We start from the raw sequence: 22,953 nt of genomic DNA, 5'->3' as shown, positions 1-22,953 counted from the left end.
CCCAATTCATGCATCAATTTTCAGATCGAATCGCCAGCAAGCCGGCTCCTACAGGTTTGGTGTGAACCCGTCATCCCGAACATCCCCCGATCCGTAGGAGCCGGCTTGCTGGCGATGGGGCCATTGAAACCTGTACAAAACCGATGTCCGCTCACCCCTGTAACGCCTATCCCTGCATTGCCCATCCGCAACAGCAGTGCAAAATAGTATCGATTCAAGTGCGATGGATGATTTGTCTCATCCTCAATTGAAGGCTGTAATCAGTGCACATTCTTCCTGCCCCGGAAGACACAAAAACAATAACTGTCCTTCTGTCCCCACCGGGTGCAGAAAAGGAGTGCACGATGCAACCTTCTGTAAAAGCTCTGCTAGCCCTCACCTGCATGACCCTCAGCAGCGTCAGCCTCGGCGCTCAGACCCTGACCATCGCCACCGTCAACAACAGCGACATGATCCGCATGCAAAAGCTCTCGAAAACCTTCGAAGCCGAGCACCCGGACATCAAGCTCAATTGGGTGGTGCTCGAAGAAAACGTCCTGCGTCAGCGCTTGACCACCGACATCGCCACCCAAGGCGGGCAGTTCGACGTGCTGACCATCGGCATGTACGAAGCGGCACTCTGGGGCGCCAAGGGCTGGCTGGAGCCGATGAAGGATTTGCCGGCCACTTATGACCTCGACGACGTGTTCCCGTCGGTGCGTGAAGGCCTGTCAGTCAAGGGCTCGCTGTATGCCTTGCCGTTCTACGCCGAAAGCTCTATCACCTATTACCGCACCGACCTGTTCAAGGACGCCGGGCTGACCATGCCGGAACACCCGACCTGGGAACAGATCGGCGAATTCGCCAGCAAACTCACCCACAAGGATAAAGAGCAGTACGGCATCTGCCTGCGCGGCAAGGCCGGCTGGGGCGAGAACATGGCGCTGATCACCACCGTCGCCAATGCTTATGGCGCGCGCTGGTTCGATGAAAAATGGCAACCGGAATTCACCGGCCCCGAGTGGAAAAACGCCCTGAATTTCTACGTCGACACCATGAAGAAGTCAGGCCCGCCGGGCGCGTCGAGCAACGGTTTCAACGAAAACCTCGCACTGTTCAACAGCGGCAAATGCGCGATCTGGGTCGATGCCAGCGTCGCCGGCTCGTTCGTCACCGACAAAACCCAGAGCAAGGTCAGCGAGCACGTCGGCTTTACTTACGCGCCGCACCAGACCACTGACAAAGGCTCGGCCTGGCTCTATTCCTGGGCGCTGGCGATTCCGACCAGCTCCAAAGCCAAGGACGCGGCGAAGACCTTCAGTGCCTGGGCAACCTCCAAGGAATACGGCGCACTGGTCGCGGAAAAGGACGGCATTGCCAACGTACCGCCAGGCACGCGGGCCTCGACTTACAGCGAGGCGTACATGAGCGCCGCGCCATTTGCCAAGGTCACGCTCGAGTCGCTGAAAACGGCGGACCCAAGCAAGCCGACGCTCAAGCCTGTGCCCTACATCGGCATTCAGCTGGTGACCATCCCCGAGTTCCAAGGCATTGGCACTCAGGTAGGCAAGTCGTTCTCGGCGGCGCTGATCGGTCAGACCACAGTCGACCAGGCCCTGACCGCCGCCCAGCAAACCACCGAGCGTGAGATGAAGCGCGCGGGTTACCCCAAGTAACCCAGTCCCCTGTAGGAGCCGGCTTGCTGGCGATGAATACGACGCCGCTCCAAAGTGATACCGAGTCATCGTTCATCGCCAGCAAGCCGGCTCCTACAGGTTTTGCGCCTCGCCTGTTCCTGTTCTTAATGGGTTCTTTCACCATGAATATTTCAACTGCCAAAGCTCACATGGACATTCCCCAGCCGGTGCGTAAAAGCCGGTTGGCCAACCCCGGCTGGTTTCTGGTCAGTCCTTCGGTGGCCTTGCTGCTGCTGTGGATGATCGTGCCGCTGGGCATGACTGTTTACTTCTCGATGATCCGCTACAACCTGCTCAACCCGGGCGAGAACGAGTTCGTGGGGCTTGAGAACTTCACCTACTTCCTGACGGACTCCGGGTTCATGCCCGGCGCCACCAACACCTTGTTGCTGGTGGGCAGCGTATTGCTGATCAGTGTGGTGCTCGGGGTGTTGATCAGTGCGCTGCTGGAGGCCAGTGATTTTCTCGGTCGGGGCGTCGTGCGAGTGATGTTGATCTCGCCGTTTTTCATCATGCCCACCGTCGGTGCGCTGATCTGGAAGAACCTGATTTTCCACCCGGTGTCGGGGATTCTCGCCTACGTCTGGAAACTGTTCGGCGCGCAACCGGTGGACTGGCTGGCGCACTACCCGCTGCTGTCGATCATCATCATTGTGTCCTGGCAATGGCTGCCCTTTGCGATCCTGATCCTGATGACCGCCATGCAGTCCCTAGACCAGGAACAGAAAGAAGCCGCGCGCCTCGACGGTGCCGGGCCGATTGCAATCTTCTGGCACTTGACCCTGCCGCACCTGGCACGACCGATTGCCGTCGTGGTGATGATCGAAACCATCTTCCTGCTCTCGGTGTTCGCTGAAATCTTCACCACCACCAACGGCGGCCCCGGCTACGCCTCGACCAACCTCGCCTACCTGATCTACAACCAGGCGCTGGTGCAGTTCGACGTCGGCATGGCGTCCGCCGGCGGTTTGATTGCGGTGGTGATCGCCAACATCGCGGCCATCGTGCTGGTGCGCATGATCGGCAAAAACCTGACAGACAAAGCCTGAGGCCCGCGCCATGACCCTTCAACAATCCCGTCGTCTGCAAAGTGTGCTGCTCGGCACGCTGGCCTGGGCCATCGCGATCCTGATCTTCTTCCCGATTTTCTGGATGGTGCTGACCAGTTTCAAAACCGAAATCGACGCGTTCGCCACGCCGCCGCAATTCATCTTCACGCCGACACTGGAGAATTACCTGCACATCAACGAGCGCAGCGATTACTTCAGTTTTGCCTGGAACTCGGTGGTGATTTCCTTCAGCGCCACGGCGCTGTGCCTGCTGATCGCGGTGCCGGCGGCCTACTCGATGGCGTTCTACGAAACCCAACGCACCAAAGGCACGCTGCTGTGGATGCTCTCCACAAAAATGCTGCCGCCGGTGGGCGTGCTGATGCCGATCTACCTGTTGGCCAAGAGCTTTGGTCTGCTCGACACACGCATCGCGCTGATCGTGATCTACACGCTGATCAACCTGCCGATCGTAGTCTGGATGATTTACACCTACTTCAAGGACATCCCCAAAGACATCCTCGAAGCCGCGCGTCTGGACGGCGCCACGCTGTGGCAGGAAATGGTCCGCGTGTTGTTGCCGATCGCCAAAGGCGGTTTGGCGTCCACGGTGTTGCTGTCGTTGATCCTGTGCTGGAACGAAGCCTTCTGGTCGCTGAACCTGACCTCGTCGAAAGCCGCGCCACTGACCGCGCTGATCGCTTCGTACTCAAGCCCCGAAGGGCTGTTCTGGGCCAAGTTGTCGGCGGTGTCGACCCTGGCCTGCGCGCCGATCCTGATCTTCGGCTGGATCAGCCAGAAACAACTGGTCCGCGGCCTGTCGTTTGGCGCGGTGAAATGAAGATTACTGACACGACACGATCCCTTGTAGGAGCCGGCTTGCTGGCGATGAGGCCATTGATATTTGCATCGCTCTCGAGGCCGTCATCGCCAGCAAGCCGGCTCCTACACAAAGCGTGCGCGGCTCAATCTGAATAACTAAAAGCGGAGGCCCATCACCATGGCCAACCTGAAAATCAAGAATCTGCAAAAAGGCTTCGAAGGCTTTTCCATCATCAAAGGCATCGACCTGGAAGTGAACGACAAGGAATTCGTGGTCTTCGTCGGCCCGTCCGGCTGCGGCAAGTCCACCCTGCTGCGCCTGATCGCCGGCCTGGAAGAAGTCAGCGGCGGCAGCATCGAACTCGACGGCCGCGACATCACCGAAGTCAGCCCGGCCAAGCGTGACCTGGCGATGGTGTTCCAGACCTACGCCCTGTACCCGCACATGAGCGTGCGCAAAAACATGTCGTTTGCCCTTGATCTGGCCGGCGTACCGAAAGCCGAAGTCGAGAAGAAAGTCGGCGAGGCGGCGCGCATCCTTGAGCTCGGGCCGATGCTGGAGCGCAAGCCGAAGCAACTGTCGGGCGGCCAGCGTCAGCGCGTGGCCATCGGTCGCGCCATCGTGCGCAACCCGAAAATATTCCTGTTCGACGAACCGCTGTCCAACCTCGACGCCGCCCTGCGCGTACAGATGCGTCTGGAACTGTTGCGCCTGCACAAAGAACTGCAAGCCACGATGATCTACGTGACCCACGACCAGGTGGAAGCCATGACCATGGCCGACAAAGTGGTCGTGCTCAATGGCGGCAAGATCGAGCAGGTCGGCTCGCCGCTGGACCTGTATCACCAGCCGGCCAACCTGTTTGTCGCAGGCTTTCTCGGCACACCGAAAATGGGCTTCCTCAAAGGCAAAGTCACCCGTGTCGACAGCCAAAGCTGCGAAGTGGCGCTCGATGCCGGCACCCGCATCACGTTGCCGCTGAGCGGCGCAAGCCTGAGCGTTGGTGGTGCGGTGACGCTGGGTATTCGCCCGGAACATCTGGAGCTGGCACAAACCGGCGACTGCACCTTGCAGGTCACCGCCGACGTCAGCGAACGCCTGGGCAGCGACACCTTCTGCCACGTCCGGACCTCCTCCGGTGAAGCGCTGACCATGCGGGTTCGTGGCGATCTGGCCAGCCGTTATGGCGAGGCGCTGAGCCTCCACCTGGACGCCGAACACTGCCATTTATTCGATGCCGACGGCGTGGCGCTGACCCGCCCGTTGCGCGCAGCGGCCTGATTTCAGAGAGCGTGTGATGAAACTGAATAAACAGAACCTGCACCACCTCGCACCCGAAGTGGTCCTGCCCGCCTACGCCCTGAGCGACGCCCGCCAAGGCATCGCGCACATTGGCGTCGGCGGCTTCCACCGCGCCCATCAGGCGTATTACACCGACGCCTTGATGAACACTGGCGAAGGCCTGGACTGGGCGATTTGCGGCGTCGGCCTGCGCGCCGAAGACCGCCGCGCCCGGGACGACCTCAAGGAGCAGGATTACCTGTTCACCCTGTTTGAACTCGGCGACACCGACGACACCGAAGTTCGGGTCATCGGCGCGATCCGCGACATGCTGCTGGCCGAGGACGGCGCGCAAGCGTTGATCGACAAACTGTCGAGTCCCGAGATCCGCATCGTCTCGCTGACCATCACCGAGGGCGGTTACTGCATCGACGACAGCAACGGCGAATTCATGGCCCACCTGCCGCAGATCCAGCACGACCTCGCGCACCCGGATTCGCCGAAAACCGTGTTCGGTTTTCTCTGCGCCGCGTTGGCCAAACGCCGTTCTGCCGGCACGCCGGCGTTCACCTTGATGTCCTGCGATAACCTGCCGCACAACGGCGCGGTCACCCGCAAAGCGTTGCTGGCCTTCGCCGCGTTGCGCGATGCAGACCTGCACGACTGGATCGCCGAAAACGTCAGTTTCCCGAATGCGATGGTCGACCGCATCACGCCAATGACCAGCACCGAACATCGCCTGCAACTTGCCGACAAACACGCGGTCGACGATGCCTGGCCGGTGGTCTGCGAACCGTTTGTGCAGTGGGTACTGGAGGACAAGTTCGTCAACGGTCGCCCGGCCTGGGAAAAGGTCGGCGTACAGTTCACCGACGACGTCACGCCGTACGAAGAGATGAAAATCAAACTGCTCAACGGCAGTCACCTGGCGCTGACGTACCTGGGGTTTTTGAAGGGTTACCGCTTCGTTCACGAGACCATGAACGACCCGCTGTTCGTGCGTTACATGCGCGCCTACATGGACCTGGACGTGACGCCGCAACTGTCGCCCGTGCCGGGGATTGATCTGACTGATTACAAGAACACCCTGGTGGAACGCTTTTCCAATCAGGCGATTGCCGATCAGCTGGAGCGTGTGTGCTCGGACGGTTCGTCGAAGTTTCCCAAGTTCACCATTCCGACCATCAACCGCTTGATTGCCGATGGCCGGGAGACCAAGCGTGCGGCGCTGGTGGTGGCGGCTTGGGCGTTGTATTTGAAGGGTGTGGACGAGAATGGCGATACCTACGCCATTCCCGATCCGCGGGCTGCGTTTTGTCAGGCGTTGGTGGCCGATGATGCGTTGATGACCCAGCGGCTGCTGGGGGTGGAGGAGATTTTTGGTACGGCGATTGCGCATTCGCCGGAGTTTGTCGCGGCGTTTGAATGGTGCTGCAACAGTTTGCGGGAGGTAGGTGTGACGCGGACGCTGGAGCGGGTGTTGGCGTAAAAGCGGCGGTGAAATCACCGCCGTCATCGCGAGCAGGCTCGCTCCCACATTGGATCGGTGTCGTACACAAAATCGGCGTCCACTAAAGATCCCCTGTAGGAGCGAGGCTTGCCCGCGAATGGCTTCACCGAGATAGACCTGACACACCAAGGACCTCCCATGGCAAACCAACAACTATTCCTCGGCATCGACTGCGGCACCCAAGGCACCAAGGCAATCATCCTCGATGCCCGCAACGGTCAGGTCCTCGGCCAGGGCGCCGCCGCGCACGCGTTGATCAGCGGCGCCAATGGCCGTCGCGAGCAGGACACATCGCAATGGCTGGAAGCATTCACTTCAGCCACGCGTCGTGCGCTGATCGCGGCAAACGTCGACGGTCAGGACATCCTCGGCATCGGCGTTTCCGGTCAGCAACACGGCCTGGTCCTGCTCGACGATCAAGGCCAGGTACTGCGCCCCGCCAAGCTCTGGTGCGACACCGAATCCACCCCGGAGAACGACCGTCTGCTGGCGCACATTGGCGGTGAAAAAGGCTCGCTCGAACGCCTCGGTGTGGTCATCGCACCGGGCTACACCGTTTCAAAACTGCTCTGGACCAAGGAACAACACCCGGAGGTTTTTCCCCGGATCGCGCGCATCCTGCTGCCCCACGACTACCTCAACTACTGGCTGACCGGCCGCAGTTGCAGCGAATATGGCGATGCCTCGGGCACCGGTTATTTCAACGTGCGCACCCGCCAGTGGGACTTGCAGCTGCTGCGCGACATTGACCCCAGCGGTCGCTTGCAAGCGGCGCTGCCGGAGCTGATCGACGCCCATCAAGCGGTCGGCACGATCCTGCCGGGCATCGCCGAGCACCTGGGCATCAACCCCAAGGCGCTGGTGTCCAGCGGCGGTGGCGACAACATGATGGGCGCCATCGGCACCGGCAACATCCGGCCCGGCGCGATCACCATGAGCCTCGGTTCCTCGGGCACGGTGTACGCCTATGCCGATCAACCGACCGTCAGCGCTGACGCGTCGGTCGCGACGTTCTGCTCCTCCAGCGGTGGCTGGTTGCCGCTGATCTGCACCATGAACCTGACCAATGCCACCGGAGTGATTCGCGATCTGTTCGAGCTGGATATCGAGCAGTTCAACGCCCTCGTCGCGCAAGCACCGATCGGCGCCGAAGGTGTGAGCATGCTGCCGTTTCTCAACGGCGAGCGCGTCCCAGCCCTGCCCCATGCCACCGGCAGCCTGCTGGGCTTGACCATGACCAATCTGACGCAAGCCAATTTGTGCCGCGCCGTGGTCGAAGGCACGACCTTCGGTTTGCGTTATGGGCTGGACCTGCTGCGCCACAATGGCTTACAAAGCCGCACCATCTGCCTGATCGGCGGCGGCTCGAAAAGCCCGGTGTGGCGCCAGATTGTCGCCGACATCATGAACACCAAGGTGATCTGCACCGAACAAAGCGAAGCTGCCGCCCTCGGCGCGGCGATTCAGGCGGCGTGGTGCAAATCCTGGGCAAACGGCCACGAAGACAGCCTCGCGGACTTGTGCGAGCGTTGCGTGAAGCTCGATCCGGCGAGCGAAACCCTGCCGATTGCAAAAAATGTAACGGCCTGTCAGCAGGCCTATGAACGCTATCAACAGCATGTCGCAACCCTTTAAAGAGTGAACAACTATGTATCTGGTGTGTGGCGAAGCGCTGTTCGATTTCTTCAGTGAAGACGACGCCAGCGGCCTGGCTTCAAAAGTGAATTTCAAGGCGATTGCCGGCGGCTCGCCCTTCAACGTTGCGGTGGGTTTGCGCCGCTTGGGCGTGGACGCGGCGCTGTTTGCCGGGTTGTCGACGGACTATCTGGGCCGGCGTTTGCAGCAGGTGCTGCAAGATGAAGGCGTGCGCCCGGATTACCTGGTGGATTTCGCCGCACCGACCACCCTCGCGATGGTCGCAGTCGGCACCAATGGCTCACCGCAGTACAGCTTTCGCGGCGAAGGTTGTGCGGATCGGCAGTTGAAACCGGAGCATTTGCCGGAACTGGGGCCAGAGGTGCGCGGCTTGCACATTGGCTCGTTCTCGCTGGTGGTGCAGCCGATTGCCGACACGTTGCTGGCCCTGGTGCAGCGGGAAAGTGGCAAGCGCCTGATCAGCCTTGATCCGAACGTGCGGCTAAATCCTGAACCGAACATCGAGCTGTGGCGTTCGCGGGTTGCGGCGCTGGTTGAGCTGGCCGACCTGATCAAAGTCAGTGATGAGGACCTGAGCCTGTTGTATCCCGGGCAGGATCCGCAGCAAGTGATTGAAGGCTGGTTGCAGCATCGCTGTCAGGTGGTGTTCCTGACCCGTGGCGGCGAAGGTGCGACGGTGTTTAGCCGCAATCACGGTTCGTGGTCGGTGCCGGCCTGTCCGGTGAAGATTGCCGACACCGTTGGGGCTGGCGATACGTTTCAGGCGGCGTTGATTACCTGGCTGACCGAGCAGCAGCTGGATTCGGTCGAGGGCGTGCAATCGCTGGCGCGCGAGCAGATCGACGGGATGTTGAAGTTTGCCGTGCAAGCGGCGGCGTTGACGTGCAGCAAGACCGGGCCGGATTTGCCGTATCGGCAGCAACTCAACTGACAACTCGTCACCAGTCGTAAAGGAGTGCTGTCGGGACGAATTTTTCATCAAAAAACTCGACGAGTTCAGCAAGCAAGTGAATACGATCTAACAGCGACCGTCTACTGTCAGATATGACAGTTGTCGACTTCAATTTTTTGATATCCACTGTTCTTGCAATGCAGCTTTAACGGACTCGAACAAATCCCAGGTTCGAGTGGACGCGCTGACAAGATGGAGCAAAAAAAAATGAAAAGGACTACAACTAAAAATCTAACTTCGTTGAACTTGACACTGGCAGCATTCGTTTTGGCACACGGCACCGATACAGTAGCTGCCACGCGCCTGTATATACCGACACCATCGGGATATTCCTGTGAAGTGATCGACATCAACAACAACGGGCGTGCGACTGGAGACTGCAAGACAGCACAGGGCAACTCAATGGTCTGGATGGCCGAAAAATTTGGGGCACTGGTCATGCTACCGGCCTTGGCAGATGGGAAAGACTGCAAGGTTCTGGCAATCGGTAATGACGATACAATTTCAGGCAACTGTCTCGATAGTTACGGCAAGACATTTGGGACTATCTGGAAGCCTCCCTATACCGACGCCACAAAACTGGCCCCCCTACGCGGACTTTTTCAAGACCCGGCGAACCCTGACGATGTCAGCACAAAGGCGGTTGCAAACAACAATCTGGGTTTTATTGTGGGACAAAGTATCGATAAGAATGGTCGCTCAACCGCGACGATGTGGACCCCTGGCAATCCTGCATCCCCAATGACTGTGTCCACACCCAGGGACGATTGCCAGTCGGCGGCGATCAACGACGAGCTGGCGCCTGACGAACCTCGTGTTGCACTCAATTGCAACGATGCTTCCGGGCAAAGCATCGCGAAAGTTGCCCATAAGGACTACTCAGGCTTTATCGCCGTCAATTTGATTGTTCCAGCAAATTTTTCATCATGTCAGGTTCGAGCCGTCAATAACTCGAACAGATATGTAGGAGGTTGTAATTCGGCGCATAATAAAACCATGGTGACGTTTTGGAATTCACCTAATCAAAATCCTGATGTACTTGATTTGCACAGCTATACAAGCAGCGTTCTTGGGGTTGCGGTTAATAGCCGCGGAAATATTGCTTTTGAATATCGCGATCTAGGGGGAACTTTAAATGCAGGGTATTGGGGACCTTCAGGTTATCTCAACCTTATCGCGGTTCCAGAAAAGCAAACCTACGGACGAGTAAGGCGTTTAAGTGACGATAATGTGCTACTGCTTAACAAAGAGGACGACGGAGCCGACGTAGCTGGCAATATCGTGCCGCCCTCCCCAATTGAGGTGACGTTCGTGGGTGGAGGCCGTCACAGCGGGCTTAATGCCATTTCATCCAATGGTGCGTTTATGGCTGAGATGCAATGACTTCCCCTCGCTCATGTTCCTTCAATAAGGGCTCATGCGAGTAAAGCAGGCCTGAATTTAAGCTTCTTCACACCGGAAAACACAGAAACAAGAACGCCTTTTTGTTAGAGGTGTTCGCTCGCTCGAACATCCTCAATAAAATCGGCGCTCTTGTTTCTGTGTTTCCCGTAATCCCGTAAAAAACACTCAAGATGTTATTTATGACAGTTTCGCACCTTGCGCTCTCCGTTTGGAGCCGGGGACAACAGCGCCACTGCAATTTCGCCTCTAGGCACGTTCGGTGTGGGTTATGCGAAGGTTGCCGCCGGTCAAATCAAGGGGGTTCGCGTCCAGTTGCCTTGACCCGAACGCAAATGATCAGGGCGCCGATAGGGCGCCCCGTTGTCACAACACCGAAAAGTTGTAGCTGATGATCAACCGCGTCTCATCCACATCCCGGGCGAACTTCTCGTAGTTGGTCCGGTATGTCGCATTACGCAGACGCAGGCTCACATCCTTGAACGTCCCGCTCTGCACCACGTACTTGAGCTCGCTGTCGCGCTCCCATTCCTTGCCTTCCTGATCGCTGCCAAGCACCTTGATGTGGTCGCCGTTGACGTAACGGGTCAGGAAACTCAGGCCGTTGATGCCGATCGACTTGAAGTCATAGTCATAACGCAGTTGCCACGAACGCTCCTGCGCGGCGGCGAAGTCATTGACCTGCACGTAGTTCACCAGGTACGGATTGGTGCCATCCAGGTACGGCATCGAGTTGTCGCCGTTCATGCGCTGCCAACCGGCGCTGACGGTGTGGCCGCTGATGGCGTACGCGAGCATGCCGCTCAGTGCGCGGTTGTCGATGGAGCCGGCACGCTCGGCGCCGCTGTCGGCACTCTTGAGCACGCGCAGATCAGCCTTGAGCACGCCCTCACCCAGCGGCTGACTGGCCAGCAAACCCACGAAGTGCTGGCGATAGATGTCTTCCAGCTCGGCGTAGTGATACTGCGCAGTCAGGCGCTCATTGATCTTGTAGTCGAAGCCATACATGTCGAAGTGATCGGCGGTGACGTTGCAGGCGTAGCGCTTGTTCTTGCAGTGCACGCGGATGTCCTGGGCGTCGGTCGAGTCCCGGGCGGTGTACTGGTCCAGGCGCGCGGCCATGAACGTCAGGTCCTTGATCTCTTTAGACGTGAGCTGCGCGCCATTGAACATCGTCGGCAGCAAACGCCCGTCGTTGTACTTGAGCAGCGGCACATCCGGCAGCAGCGCGCCGTACTTCAATACGCTGTCGGAGACGCGCACTTTGGCGGTCAGCCCGAGTTTGGCGTACTGGTCTTTCGAGCCTCGCGGGTTTTCACCCGACGATGGCAGCAAGCCGCTGTTGCTGCTGTCGGCGCTGGAGTCGAGCTTGAACCCGAGCATGCCCAGCGCATCGATACCGAAGCCGACGGTGCCTTCGGTGTACCCCGATTGCAGATTGAGAATGAAGCCCTGCGCCGACTCTTCGCGCTTGGACGCGCCCTGTTCGGTGGACGTATGACCATCACGAAAATCACGGTTGAAATACACCGTGCGCGATTCGATCTTCGCCGTGGTGTCATCGAGAAAACCGCTCGCCTGAGCCTGGACGGTAAAACCGGCGCACAGGGCTAAAGCGCCGAAGCCGAGTGACTGGCGCGCGGTGATGAGTTGAAAAGGGGGACGCATGAAAAAGCTCCAACAGTGCAGCGTTTGCGCAAGGCGCAATAAGCCAGAAAATAGCTTCGCCCCGGACCAGGAACTGGCCAGGATGAAGGCGACACACGGGGGTGAGCAGCAATGATGGCAGAAGGCTTTTACCGGCTACAGACGACTTTAGTCGGAAAATGACTCCCTGTTCTGGCACGGCGCTGACCAGCGGGGGGGGCAATTGATCGATGAGCCTGCAGGCAAAGAGCCCCCGTGTTTATTGGTCGAAACCGTGCCATTAGGGGTTTTCCCGATGCCGGGGCACGCCCTCATCTACGGCATTTGCGCCTTGAACGAGGCGGTTTAATCCTGCACCATCCGCTCCTGCTTATCCAAAGGACGGAATTCAAGGCATGCTGGACGCAAACGCAATCCATATTTCCCTCACGCTGGAAGGCGTTTCCGCTGACCTTCAGGTACTCAGTTTCGTCGGTCGCGAAGCCCTCAATCAGCCCTTCTGTTTTGACATCGAACTGGTCAGCGCGCGCCCCGACCTGAAACTCGAAGAATTGCTGCACAAGCCCGGCTGCCTGACCTTCGGCGCCACCGGCGAAGGCATCATTAACGGCCTGGTCTATCGCATCGAGCAAGGCGACTCCGGCAAAAGCCTGACCCGCTACAGCATCAGCCTGGTGCCGCAACTGGCCTACCTGCGCCACAACCATGACCAGCAGATTTTCCAGCATTTGACGGTGCCGAAGATCATCGCCCAAGTCCTTGAGGCCCGCGGCATTCTGGCCGACGCCTATGACTTCCAGCTCGGCGCGATCTACCCCGAGCGTGTCTACTGCGTGCAGTACGACGAATCCGACCTGCATTTCATCCAGCGCCTGTGCGAAGAAGAAGGCATTCACTTCCACTTCCAGCACAGCAGCAGCGGCCACAAACTGGTGTTCGGCGATGACCAGACGGTGTTCCGCAAACTGGCGCCCGTGGCCTATCAGCAAGACTCGGGCATGGCCGCCGAGAAACCGGTGATCAAGCGCTTCAACCTGCGCCTGGAAACCCGCACCAGCCGCGTCAGCCGCCGCGATTACGACTTCGAAAAACCGCGCATCCTGCCTGAAGGCGCCGCTTCCAGTGCGTTCGCTCCGGACCTCGAAGACTACGACTACCCCGGCCGTTTCACCGACCGTGCCCGTGGCAAGCAACTGGCCACCCGCGCCCTCGAACGCCACCGCAGCGACTACAAACTCGCGGAAGGCAAAGGCGACCAGCCGACGCTGGTCAGCGGTCACTTCATGGCCCTGAGCGAACACCCGCGCGCCGAATGGAACGACCTCTGGCTACTGCTGGAAGTGGTCCACGAAGGCAAGCAACCTCAAGTGCTCGGCGCCAACGTCACCAGCGACGTCACCCACAACAAAGACGATTTCCACCAGGGCTACCGCAACCGCTTCCTCGCCACGCCGTGGGACGCGCACTACCGCCCTGCCCTCGAACACCCGAAACCGCAAGTCCTCGGCAGCCAGACCGCCATCGTCACCGGCCCGCCCGGCTCGGAAATCCACTGCGACGAGTACGGCCGCGTCAAAGTGCAATTCCACTGGGACCGCGACGGCCAGGCCAACGACAACACCAGTTGCTGGCTGCGCGTCGCCACCGGCTGGGCCGGCAGCGCCTACGGCGGCATCGCCATCCCGCGTGTCGGCATGGAAGTGCTCGTCACCTTCCTCGAAGGCGACCCCGACCAACCGCTGGTCACCGGCTGCCTGTACCACAAGGAAAACGTCGTCCCCTACGACCTGCCGGCCAACAAAACCCGCAGCACCTTCAAGACCCTCAGCTCCCAGGGCGGCAAGGGCTACAACGAATTCCGCATCGAAGACAAAAAAGGCGCGGAACAGATCTACCTGCATGCCCAGCGCGACTGGGATGAAAACATCGAACACGACCAGAAAATCCGCATCGGCAGTGAGCGGCATGACACGGTTGAGGCGAAGGTGTTTAGCGAGTTCAAGGTAGAAGAGCATCGGATCACACATCTGGATCGCAAGACTGAAGCGCGGGCGGATGATCACCTTACGGTGGGTGTAACCCAGCATGTGAAGGTCGGGACGGCGCAGTTTGTTGAGGCGGGTGAAGAGATTCACTACCACGCGGGGAACAAGGTCGTGGTTGAAGGCGGGATGGAACTGACGGCGAAGGCTGGCGGGAGTTTCGTCAAGGTCGATGCGGGTGGTGTGACGATTAGTGGGGCTGAGGTGAAGGCCAACTCGGGCGGTGCGCCGGGTGCGGGCACGGGGATTGCTCAGTTGCCGCCGGTGGTGCCGACGCCTGCCGATCAGGATCGTGCGGGGAATGTGGTGCAGGCGAAGACGGTTCACTAAAACAGTTACGGCGAGCGAACGGGTCTTGACTCGATCGCTCGGCCACTTCGTCCATTGTGGCGGGATCAAATGAAGAATGTTGTGTCTGGCATTGGGCTTGTCATTTTTTGCGTTCAGACATTGGCTGCTCAACCGCCGTTACAAACGATGATCGATTGCGAATTGGCAGGATCACAACACACGATTTCGCTGCTGCGTGGCTCGCCAATCATCGATTCCTATATTTACAAAACCCGCTATGGCCAAATCACCCGATTTATATACGACGATGCAGAGGCATCTCGAGGAAGCGAAGTGCAATGGCAATGCACTTCAGATCAAAAAAATGCACATGCACTCGTGGTGTCGGGCGTGTTCACTTCTAACTATCTGCAAGGAGCTTTGTTCTATTTCGATTCAACGGACGGGAAAATCCAACGTATTGATTTCGCCGAAAGGAACCGTCCTCGCTGGATAAAAATTTCCGCTCAGGGTGCGCAGGTGATCTTTGAGAATACGGGTAATGAAAGCTCGCACAAATATTTGAGCTACGGGAAAAACGGGCTTTTTCTAGAGTTAGATGAGTTTCCAGTGGCCTCGAAGGGCGAGTCATTAATACAACTGAACGCCTCCGAGCCTTGACGCGACGCCCCTTCCATAAAAAATCCAGCGCCTACGGGCGCTGGATTTGTCAGTAAAGATCAAACGTCAGGCTGATGCCTTCCAGCCCAGCATCCGTTGCTGCGCAACCTTGAGCAAGTCGCAACCGTCCTGCGTCAGCAGGTAAAGGGCGTGCGTGATGTGCGGAATGTCCTGCACGTCGCCGTCTTTGAAACATTGGAGGTGGAGTGTTTCAAGTAGCTCGCTGGAGGCGCGGATGCGCTGGAGGGCGGCTTCGAGGATGTCTTGGGGGTTGGCTTCTGTGTCGATGACCAGAGGAGATGTTTCGGTGACACTGCTTTTGATTGAACGGTGACGTTCGGGGAACGGATTTATCGTTGGCATAGTTATTTCTCGATGGTAGGCAAATAACGCCAGCACCGTGACCAAACGGTGGGAGGCGGCTGTGTACAGGCTTGGTCAACCGAAACCATCAAATCGGTTCGCCCGAAGGCGTCCAGCACACAGCCGCCATTGCAACGCTCTACGAGGACTTGGAAGTCCGCGGTGCGAATGATGGCACACAATGTGATGGAATCAGGTGACCAAACCTGTTCGCTGATTTTGCAGCGAGCCCAAACAGTAATCGCTACGCCCCATCAGCCGAAAGTCGATAAAGCATCCATCCTTGTAGGACGAAGCCGAAGCTACCGAAGATTTTCACCCCAACGAAATGCCTGACAGAAACGCCCCTCACGACAGGCGGCATTCAGCCGGGTTAACCATTGCTTAACCCTGCGGTCCAAGACTTTACTGGACCGCACGCCCTCAGGTTCCTCTGACGCCCAGTGCGGCAGGTTCGACGTTCACTACGTCGAACTCTCGTTCCGTCCGCACCGGAGATTGCTCATGAATACGCGCATTTTGCTGGTCACCGCCACCCTCGCCTGCACCGGGTTTACCGGGCTTGCCCAGGCCGACGACACCACTTCCTCACAAGCCGTGCCCTACGAATACGGGATGCCGCTGCACGTGGCCAAGGTGGTCGCGCTGACCGAACCTACGACGCTGGACTGCAAAGTCATTACGGCTGAGATGAAGTACATCGATACGTCGGGCAAACCCGCAGAGATCTCGTATCGCAAATGGTCGGATGCGTGCAGTTATCAGAATTGATCGGAAACAACAAACACGGGGCTGGCTTCCTGGCCAGACCCGTGATGTGACGACGGCGAGTTAAAGCGATTGCCGATCGGGGTGCAGCGTCTGGAGTTCTGCCCGATGCTGAATTTCGGTGCGCAGCTCGGCAATCAGGGCATTGATTTCCTGGCAGCCATTGAGTGTGCTGGCGTCTATGCCAGTGACCAATAGATCCACTTGATCGGTCTGGCCGTCGGCATACACCTTGATGCTCATCGACAGGTCGGGTGTCAGCGTGCATTGACAACGTTTCGGCAGAAAACTGCTTTCTATGATGTTGCGAAGTTCCAAGGCAGAAAGAAACATGGCGACCTTCTCCTTTTGTGAGATTGCCAATCAGCTATCAATGCCGACTCAACTCATTCGCGGCCAGCTTCGGGACCAGATGAAGCATAAAACATGCCCCGGATTTCGCCGTGCAGCTCATCGGTAATTCAAAGGTTTAATGTGTCTTCAAGTAAATGGGCTCATGCAGTTTGCATGAACGCAGGTTCTCGCCCCTGCAAATTGCAACCTGATGATCCCGGCGTTGCATTGGCCGCCCATGGTGGTAAAACTGCGGCCAGTTCAGTCAGTATCTGCTGACCCTACTCACACGCAAGGAGGCATCATGGGTTCATTGACCCGTTTCACTACCGTCGGGCTGATTGTTGCCGGGCTATCGACCGTTGTTCACGCGGCGAAACTCGAAGACGTTGCACCGTTTCCCAAAGCCGAAAACGGCTTCACCCGCCAGGTCATTCACCTCGCCCCGAAATCCGCTGAAGACAACTACCAAGTCGAAATTCTCGCCGGTAAGACCTTGACCGTTGACTGCAATCGCCAACGCTTGGGCGGCATGCTCGAGGAGAAAAACCTCGAAGGCTGGGGCTACCCGTTCTACCGACTGGAAAAAGTGATCGGCCCGATGAGCACGCTGATGGCCTGCCCGGATGGCAAAAGCAAACAGGACTTCGTCCCGGTGGTCGGTGACGGTTTCAGGTTGCGTTACAACAGCAAGCTGCCGATCGTGCTGTATGTGCCCAAGGATGTTGAAGTGCGTTATCGGATCTGGTCGGCGTCGAGCACGGTCGAAAAAGCTGTTCAGGAGTAATCCCCGCCCAAATGCAAAACCTGTAGGAGCAAGCTTGCTCGCGATGGCGTCTTCAGTTTCAACATTGTGGTTGACTGACAGACCGCTATCGCGAGCAGGCTCGCTCCCACAGGGGATTGGGGATTGGTTGGCGCCCTGCGCCCGCTCACGCCGGGGCGTCGCTCAGCGCGGCGCGCTCGGCGACGTGGCGCAAGCTGTCGAAGTTGATGTTGGCGCCGGAGTCGATGGCCACCAGCGTCTGACCACGCACGCCAGTCTGCGCCACGTACTTTTTGATGCCAGCCACGGCCAGAGCACCGGAAGGTTCGGTGATCGAGCGGGTATCGTCGTAGATGTTCTTGATCGCCGCGCAGAGTTCGTCATTGCTGACGGTCAGCACCTCATCTACGCAAAACCGGCAGACCTCGAAACCATAAGCGCCGATCTGAGCGACGGCGACGCCATCGGCGAACGTACCGACGTTGGGCAGGACAACACGCTCGTCTACCTGTAAGGCGGCGCGCAGACACGCGGAATGTTCCGACTCGACGCCTATGATGCGGATTTCAGGTCGCAGGTATTTGACGTACGCAGCGATGCCCGCGATCAGGCCGCCACCGCCCACCGGCACGAAGATCGCGTCGAGCGCTCCTTGGTGCTGACGAAGGATTTCCATGGCGACGGTGCCCTGCCCCGCGATCACGTCCGGGTCGTCGAAGGGCGAAACGAAGGTGCGGCCGGTTTGTTCTGCCAGGTTCAAGGCGTACGCCAGGGCAAACGGAAAACTCTCCCCGTGCAGCACGGCATCGGCACCACGGCTGCGCACCCCGAGCACCTTCAATTCCGGCGTTGTGGCGGGCATGACGATGGTCGCGGCAATCCCCAATTCACGCGCCGCCAGCGCCACGCCCTGGGCATGATTGCCTGCCGAGGCGGTGATCACGCCGCGCGCCTTCTGCTCATCGCTCAGTTGCACCAGTTTGTTGTAGGCGCCACGGATCTTGAAGGAAAAGGTCGGCTGCAAATCTTCGCGCTTGAGCAGGATCTGATTGCCGAGGGCTTCGGACAGCGCCGGCGCGGCTTGCAACGGCGTGCGTACCGCCAGTTCGTACACCGGCGCGGCGAGGATCTTTTTGACGTAATGCTCAAGCAAGGTCTGCTGGGCGGGTGTGCTGTTCATGTTCGTCTCCTGACGCTGATCAGAACCCAAGAGACAGAAAGTAAAAACCCGCCTCTAGGGCGGGTTGGGTGCTGCAGTCGTGAGCTAGCCCGCCAAATAAGGAATGGCGGTAATAATGCTTGGCTGGCAGCGCAATACGGTGGAAGTCATGGCTGGAAATTAGCCGGGCACGACAGGCAAGTCAATGGCCAAATTTTCCCGGCCTGTGTAGGCTCGCTGTTCTGCTCATCGTCCAAGGAAGGAAACCATGAAGTCCATCGCCCTGCCCCTGATTGCCCTGCTCGCCTTCGCTGGCTACACCGTTGCGGTGATGCTCCAGGTGGAACAATCGTTGATCGAATTTGGCATCAGCCTGATGTCGCGACCTGATACGGCGCAGGTGGTGATTGATCTGTATCTGCTGGCGACGCTGGCCGGGGTGTGGATGTACAGCGATGCGCGCAAGCGTGGGCAGTCGGGGTGGTCGGTGGTGCCTTATCTGGTGATTACGGCGGTTTTTGTATCGATTGGGCCGTTGTTGTATCTGGTGGTTCGGGGTTTGCAGGATCGGAAGAGGTCTGTGGGTGCCACGCAAGAAGTCTGATCCGAAGTGTTTGGGGGGGGGTTGAGGCCGCCATCGCCAGCAAGCCGGCTCCTACAGGAGATTTGTGTTGAACAGGAAACCTGAGTTCAACCCGGACCATTGTGGGAGCGAGCCTGCTCGCGATTACGGCCTGACATTCACCACATCATTTGGCCAAACGCCTGAGCCCCAACACCATCACTCCCGCCCCTAGCATCATCGCCGTCAAAAATAATGGATACGACACCCACCACGGCGTCCCCGCCGTCATCATGCTGAACTCGGACATGCCGCCGATGCTCGCAATCAGGTTCAGCGGCAGGAACACCACGTTGATCAGCGTCAGTTTGCGCAGCAGGTTGTTCATGCTGTTGTTCATCAGGTTGCCCCGGGCGTCGATCAGCCCGGAGAACACCGTGGAATAGATTTCCGCCTGTTTGTAGCACTGGTTGTTTTCAATGATCAGGTCGTCGATCAGGCCGATGGCCTCGGCGCCGAAGTGCTCCTTTTCCGCGTGGTTGCGCAGCCGGGTCAGGACCGCGCCGTTGCTGTGAATCGCATTGATGTAATAGATCAGGCTTTCACTGAGGTTGAACATCTGAATCAGGTGCTGGTTCTGCATCGACGCGTTGAATTTCTGCTGCAACTCCCGCGCAACCAGCTTGATCACCTTGAGGTGGCCCAGGTAGTGATGGATGTTGTTGAACAGCAAATCCAGCAACACATCCAGCGGCGTGTTCAGTTTCTGTCGGGTGCCGAGCCCATGCAGCGGTGAATCGTCGGTGGCGATCACCAGCAAACGCTGGGTAGAAAACAGCAAACCGCATGACGACACTTCAAAAGCCAGGCTGCCGGCGCCGGAGTAGTTCTCCGGGCGCTTCCAGATCAGAAACAGGTTATCGGGGTGAAACTCGATGCGCGATACCTCATCGGGGTCCAGCGCCGACGCCAGGGCGTGTTCATCGAGTTTGAAATGGCTGTGCAGCAAGTCGCGCTCAGCCGCGTCGGGGTTGCTGAACAGCATCACTTCGGCGTCCAGCCGTTCGACCACATGCAGCACGCCGTGGGTCAGTTGAAAGCTCTTGATCATCGGCCGTTCACCAGGCTTGGCCGCGGCGTTTGAGTTCCAGTCGGCGGACGAACTCTTCCAGCACCAACGAGTACAAATCGTCCTGCAGATACGCGTCCTCGATGCCGGCATCCATGTTCGGGTTATCGTTGACCTCGATCACCACCACCTTGTCGCCGGACTGCTTGAGGTCGACGCCGTAGAGGCCGTCGCCGATGAGGTTCGCGGTTTTCACCGCCAGCTCCACCACCGCACGCGGTGCTTCGTGCACCGCCAGGGTACGGCATTCGCCGTTGATGTCTTGCCCTTTGGCCTTATGGTTGTAGATCTGCCAATGGCCCTTGGACATGAAGTACTGGCAGGCAAAGATCGGTTTGCGGTTGAGCACGCCGATGCGCCAGTCGTACTCGGTGTAGAAGAACTCCTGAGCCAGCAACAGCACCGAGTGTTCGAACAGTTCGGCGGTGGCTTCGAGCAAGGCTTGCTGGCTTTCGACCTTGATCACGCCACGGGAGAAACAACCGTCGGGAATCTTCAACACCAGCGGAAAACCCAGGCGCTCGCCGACACGTTCGAAGTCTTCCGGTCGTTCCTTGTAGAGGATTTCCGTGGCGGGCATGCCCAATTGATGGCTGTTGAGCAGGTCGGTCAGGTAGACCTTGTTGGTGCAGCGCAGAATCGATGCCGGGTCGTCCATCACCACCAACCCTTCGCTCTCGGCTTTTTTCGCGAAACGGTAGGTGTGGTTGTCGACGCTTGTGGTCTCGCGGATCAAGAGCCCGTCGTATTCGGCGATGCGCGCGTAGTCCTTGCGCTCGATCAGCTCCACATCAATGCCCAAGGTCTTGCCCACGCGTACGAAATTTTCCAGCGCCTTGGGGTTGGACGGCGGCAACGCTTCCTGCGGATCGTGCAGGATCGCCAGGTCATAACGGGCCAGGCGTCGCGACCGTGGCACACGCCAGATCTTGCGACTGAACGTATCGAGTGAGTGGGCGAACTGATCTTCCTGATCTTCGCGCAACTTGTGCAAGGCGCCAGACTTTATCCCTTCGATGTGCCAGCCGTTAGTTCGGCGAAACTCAACTAACAATATCGGACACGGAAACACTTCAAACAACTGTCTCGCCAAATCCTGCAATGGCTCTATATGTGTCTTGCCAAAATACAGGGTCAGGGTAAAACCTTCGGTATCACTGTAAAGGTGATGACTGAGGGCTTTTTCCAGGGTTTTATCCAGGTCATCCAGCGCCAGGCCGTACAGGGCTTTGCGCGTCAGTTCGCTGATGGTGCGCACCGATGGAATAACCTTGTGCCCCCGCGCCTCGGCCAGCAGCGAGCAGTAATAACCGTGCCCCAGGTACTTGTAGCTGCGGCACAGGTTGATCACCTGGACCCGTTTGCCCTGCTCGTTGTCGCGGGTCTGCTCGAGGTATTCCTGAGCCGTGACGATGTCTTCGCTGGGAAAGTAGGACGCCCAGTCTTCCTTGCGTTCGACGATGATAATCAACTGACTTGAAGTTCTAACCGTGTCATTTAAATAAGTTGCTGCCGGCAAACTTTGCTCGGATACTTCGCGCCAATGACCTTGTACCGCTGACATAGTGATTGATCCGTTGGAGAACAAGACCTTTCCTATTAAGCACGAACTTTTTCGAAAGTCCCGTTTCGTTACGCAACTTTTACGGCGGTCATATGAATCCTGTCTTTCGCTTGGCGGTAGTTGAAGACTTACCCGCGTTGCTGGCACTCGAACAGCAATGTTTTACCACGGACCGGCTCACCAGCCGCAGTTTTCAATGGATGATCACCCGCGCTCATGGACGACTGCTGGTGGCCCAGCGTGGCGAGCAATTGCTGGGTTACGCGGTGGTGTTGTTTCACCGGGGCACATCGCTGGCGCGGCTCTACTCGATTGCCATCGCCGAACAGGCTCGCGGCAGTGGGCTCGGCAAGCAATTGCTTGAACGCATCGAGGCCTGCGCCCTGGAACACGACTGCGCGTACCTGCGGCTGGAAGTGCGCATCGACAACCCCGCCGCCATCGCCCTGTATGAGCGCAACGGTTACCGGCGCTTCGCGTTGATCCATGATTATTACCAGGACCATGCCGATGCGCTGCGTCTGGAAAAACGCATCCTTCAGCACCGTGACTCGCGGAATATCAACGTGCCCTGGTACGCCCAGACCACCGATTTCACCTGCGGCCCCGCGTGTCTGTTGATGGCCATGGGCGCGCTGCAAACCGGTCGCGTGCTGGAGCGCCGCGAAGAACTGCAGATCTGGCGCGAGGCGACCACCGTGTTCATGACCTCTGGCCACGGCGGGTGCAGCCCTCAAGGCCTGGCATTGGCGGCGGCGCGACGCGGGTTTCGTGTGCGCCTGCAAGTGAGCATGGCCGGGCCGTTGTTTCTCGATGGCGTGCGCGATGAACATAAAAAAGACGTCATGCGCCTGGTGCACGAGGAGTTCATGGCTCAGTTGGGAACGACCGACGTCGAACAGGTGCTCGGTGGTCCGCTGGACCTGCCTCGGTTACTGAACGACGGCGGACAGCCGCTGGTGCTGATCAGCAGTTACCGGCTGACCCGCTCCAAGTCGCCGCACTGGGTGATCGTCACCGATTGCGATGAGGAATTTGTGTACCTGCACGACCCGGATGTCGACCATAGCCAGCATCGTCAGCCCATGGACTGCCAGCATTTGCCGGTCAGCCATGGGGAGTTCGAGAAGATGTGCAGTTTCGGGCGCGGCAAGTTGCGGGCGGCGGTGATTCTTTATCGCCGCTCCCTGTAGCAGTTGACGGAACCTGTGGGAGCGAGCCTGCTCGCGATGGGGCCTTACCAATCAACATAGATGTTGGCCATAAGTCCGCTATCGCGAGCAGGCTCGCTCCCACAAGTTTCGCCAGCGGCTACAGGAAT

Annotated in this window: 19 protein-coding genes and 1 pseudogene; 14 read left to right on the top strand and 6 right to left on the bottom strand. The window is 58.5% G+C overall.

All coding sequences use genetic code 11. The features are described 5' to 3' along the window. Window positions 1-344: 344 nt before the first annotated feature. From IB254_RS02820 to IB254_RS02785, 8 genes are all read left to right on the top strand, one after another. Window positions 345-1,655 carry an ABC transporter substrate-binding protein gene (locus IB254_RS02820; protein WP_192416312.1) on the top strand — a complete coding sequence of 437 codons (1,311 nt, stop codon included), beginning with the start codon at window positions 345-347 and terminating at the stop codon, window positions 1,653-1,655. A gap of 143 nt (window positions 1,656-1,798) precedes the next feature. Then, on the top strand, window positions 1,799-2,725 hold the full coding sequence (locus IB254_RS02815; protein WP_032828623.1) for a carbohydrate ABC transporter permease: 927 nt from the start codon (window positions 1,799-1,801) through the stop codon (window positions 2,723-2,725). A gap of 10 nt (window positions 2,726-2,735) precedes the next feature. Beyond that, complete coding sequence (locus tag IB254_RS02810; protein WP_008026557.1) at window positions 2,736-3,566, top strand: carbohydrate ABC transporter permease; 831 nt, start codon at window positions 2,736-2,738, stop codon at window positions 3,564-3,566. A 159-nt stretch (window positions 3,567-3,725) separates the two neighbouring features. Further along, complete coding sequence (locus IB254_RS02805) at window positions 3,726-4,829, top strand: ABC transporter ATP-binding protein (RefSeq protein ID WP_192416311.1); 1,104 nt, start codon at window positions 3,726-3,728, stop codon at window positions 4,827-4,829. Window positions 4,830-4,845: 16 nt separating this feature from the next. Continuing rightward, entirely contained in the window at window positions 4,846-6,318 is a 1,473-nt protein-coding gene (locus IB254_RS02800) for a mannitol dehydrogenase family protein (RefSeq protein WP_192416310.1), read from the top strand. Between the two features lie 159 nt (window positions 6,319-6,477). Further along, on the top strand, window positions 6,478-7,974 hold the full coding sequence (gene xylB / locus IB254_RS02795) for a xylulokinase (RefSeq protein WP_192416309.1): 1,497 nt from the start codon (window positions 6,478-6,480) through the stop codon (window positions 7,972-7,974). Window positions 7,975-7,987: 13 nt separating this feature from the next. Next, window positions 7,988-8,926, top strand: a complete 939-nt coding sequence (locus tag IB254_RS02790; RefSeq protein ID WP_192416308.1) for a carbohydrate kinase family protein — start codon at window positions 7,988-7,990, stop codon at window positions 8,924-8,926. A gap of 213 nt (window positions 8,927-9,139) precedes the next feature. Further along, window positions 9,140-10,330: a hypothetical protein gene (locus IB254_RS02785; RefSeq protein WP_192416307.1), complete on the top strand. Its 1,191-nt coding sequence runs from the start codon at window positions 9,140-9,142 to the stop codon at window positions 10,328-10,330. A 384-nt stretch (window positions 10,331-10,714) separates the two neighbouring features. Here the strand turns inward: IB254_RS02785 and IB254_RS02780 are convergent, their stop codons facing one another. Continuing rightward, a complete protein-coding gene (locus IB254_RS02780) occupies window positions 10,715-12,016 on the bottom strand; it encodes an OprD family porin (protein ID WP_192416306.1) in 1,302 nt (433 codons plus the stop codon). A 374-nt stretch (window positions 12,017-12,390) separates the two neighbouring features. Between IB254_RS02780 and IB254_RS02775 the strand changes: the two genes are divergently transcribed. Together IB254_RS02775 and IB254_RS02770 are read left to right on the top strand one after the other, a co-directional pair. Next, window positions 12,391-14,367, top strand: a complete 1,977-nt coding sequence (locus IB254_RS02775) for a type VI secretion system tip protein VgrG (RefSeq protein ID WP_192416305.1) — start codon at window positions 12,391-12,393, stop codon at window positions 14,365-14,367. Window positions 14,368-14,436: 69 nt separating this feature from the next. Continuing rightward, on the top strand, window positions 14,437-14,988 hold the full coding sequence (locus IB254_RS02770) for a hypothetical protein (RefSeq protein WP_192416304.1): 552 nt from the start codon (window positions 14,437-14,439) through the stop codon (window positions 14,986-14,988). A 66-nt stretch (window positions 14,989-15,054) separates the two neighbouring features. On the opposite strand, the gene IB254_RS02765 is transcribed toward IB254_RS02770, so the two are convergent. Next, window positions 15,055-15,351 (bottom strand): hypothetical protein, encoded by a 297-nt coding sequence (locus IB254_RS02765; RefSeq protein WP_192416303.1) that lies wholly within the window; start codon window positions 15,349-15,351, stop codon window positions 15,055-15,057. Window positions 15,352-15,855: 504 nt separating this feature from the next. On the opposite strand from IB254_RS02765, the gene IB254_RS02760 reads away from it, so the two are divergent. After that, the gene (locus IB254_RS02760; RefSeq protein ID WP_192416302.1) at window positions 15,856-16,122 is read left to right on the top strand and encodes a DUF2790 domain-containing protein; all 267 of its coding nucleotides are present in this window, start codon (window positions 15,856-15,858) and stop codon (window positions 16,120-16,122) included. Window positions 16,123-16,182: 60 nt separating this feature from the next. On the opposite strand, the gene IB254_RS02755 is transcribed toward IB254_RS02760, so the two are convergent. Then, the gene (locus IB254_RS02755; RefSeq protein ID WP_192416301.1) at window positions 16,183-16,452 is read right to left on the bottom strand and encodes a DUF1652 domain-containing protein; all 270 of its coding nucleotides are present in this window, start codon (window positions 16,450-16,452) and stop codon (window positions 16,183-16,185) included. A 304-nt stretch (window positions 16,453-16,756) separates the two neighbouring features. On the opposite strand from IB254_RS02755, the gene eco reads away from it, so the two are divergent. Continuing rightward, the gene (eco, locus tag IB254_RS02750; RefSeq protein ID WP_192416300.1) at window positions 16,757-17,239 is read left to right on the top strand and encodes a serine protease inhibitor ecotin; all 483 of its coding nucleotides are present in this window, start codon (window positions 16,757-16,759) and stop codon (window positions 17,237-17,239) included. 157 nt (window positions 17,240-17,396) lie between these two features. Here eco and ilvA read toward each other — a convergent pair. Further along, window positions 17,397-18,398, bottom strand: a pseudogene (ilvA, locus tag IB254_RS02745) (threonine ammonia-lyase, biosynthetic); the annotation flags it as partial. A gap of 247 nt (window positions 18,399-18,645) precedes the next feature. Here ilvA and IB254_RS02740 point away from each other — a divergent pair. Then, the gene (locus IB254_RS02740; protein ID WP_192416298.1) at window positions 18,646-18,981 is read left to right on the top strand and encodes a DUF2834 domain-containing protein; all 336 of its coding nucleotides are present in this window, start codon (window positions 18,646-18,648) and stop codon (window positions 18,979-18,981) included. Between the two features lie 145 nt (window positions 18,982-19,126). On the opposite strand, the gene IB254_RS02735 is transcribed toward IB254_RS02740, so the two are convergent. Next, window positions 19,127-20,050, bottom strand: a complete 924-nt coding sequence (locus IB254_RS02735) for a magnesium transporter CorA family protein (protein WP_192416297.1) — start codon at window positions 20,048-20,050, stop codon at window positions 19,127-19,129. A 7-nt stretch (window positions 20,051-20,057) separates the two neighbouring features. Further along, a complete protein-coding gene (locus IB254_RS02730) occupies window positions 20,058-21,632 on the bottom strand; it encodes a RimK family protein (RefSeq protein ID WP_223434350.1) in 1,575 nt (524 codons plus the stop codon). A gap of 92 nt (window positions 21,633-21,724) precedes the next feature. On the opposite strand from IB254_RS02730, the gene rimI reads away from it, so the two are divergent. Next, window positions 21,725-22,825, top strand: coding sequence for a ribosomal protein S18-alanine N-acetyltransferase (gene rimI, locus IB254_RS02725; RefSeq protein WP_192416296.1), 1,101 nt, complete (start codon window positions 21,725-21,727; stop codon window positions 22,823-22,825). Window positions 22,826-22,953: the final 128 nt, after the last annotated feature.

Source organism: Pseudomonas sp. PDM03 (assembly GCF_014852385.1).
Taxonomy (GTDB): Bacteria; Pseudomonadota; Gammaproteobacteria; order Pseudomonadales; family Pseudomonadaceae; genus Aquipseudomonas; species Aquipseudomonas migulae.
Note: the sequence above shows the minus strand (reverse complement) of the source record. Positions and strands in the feature narration are given on the sequence as shown.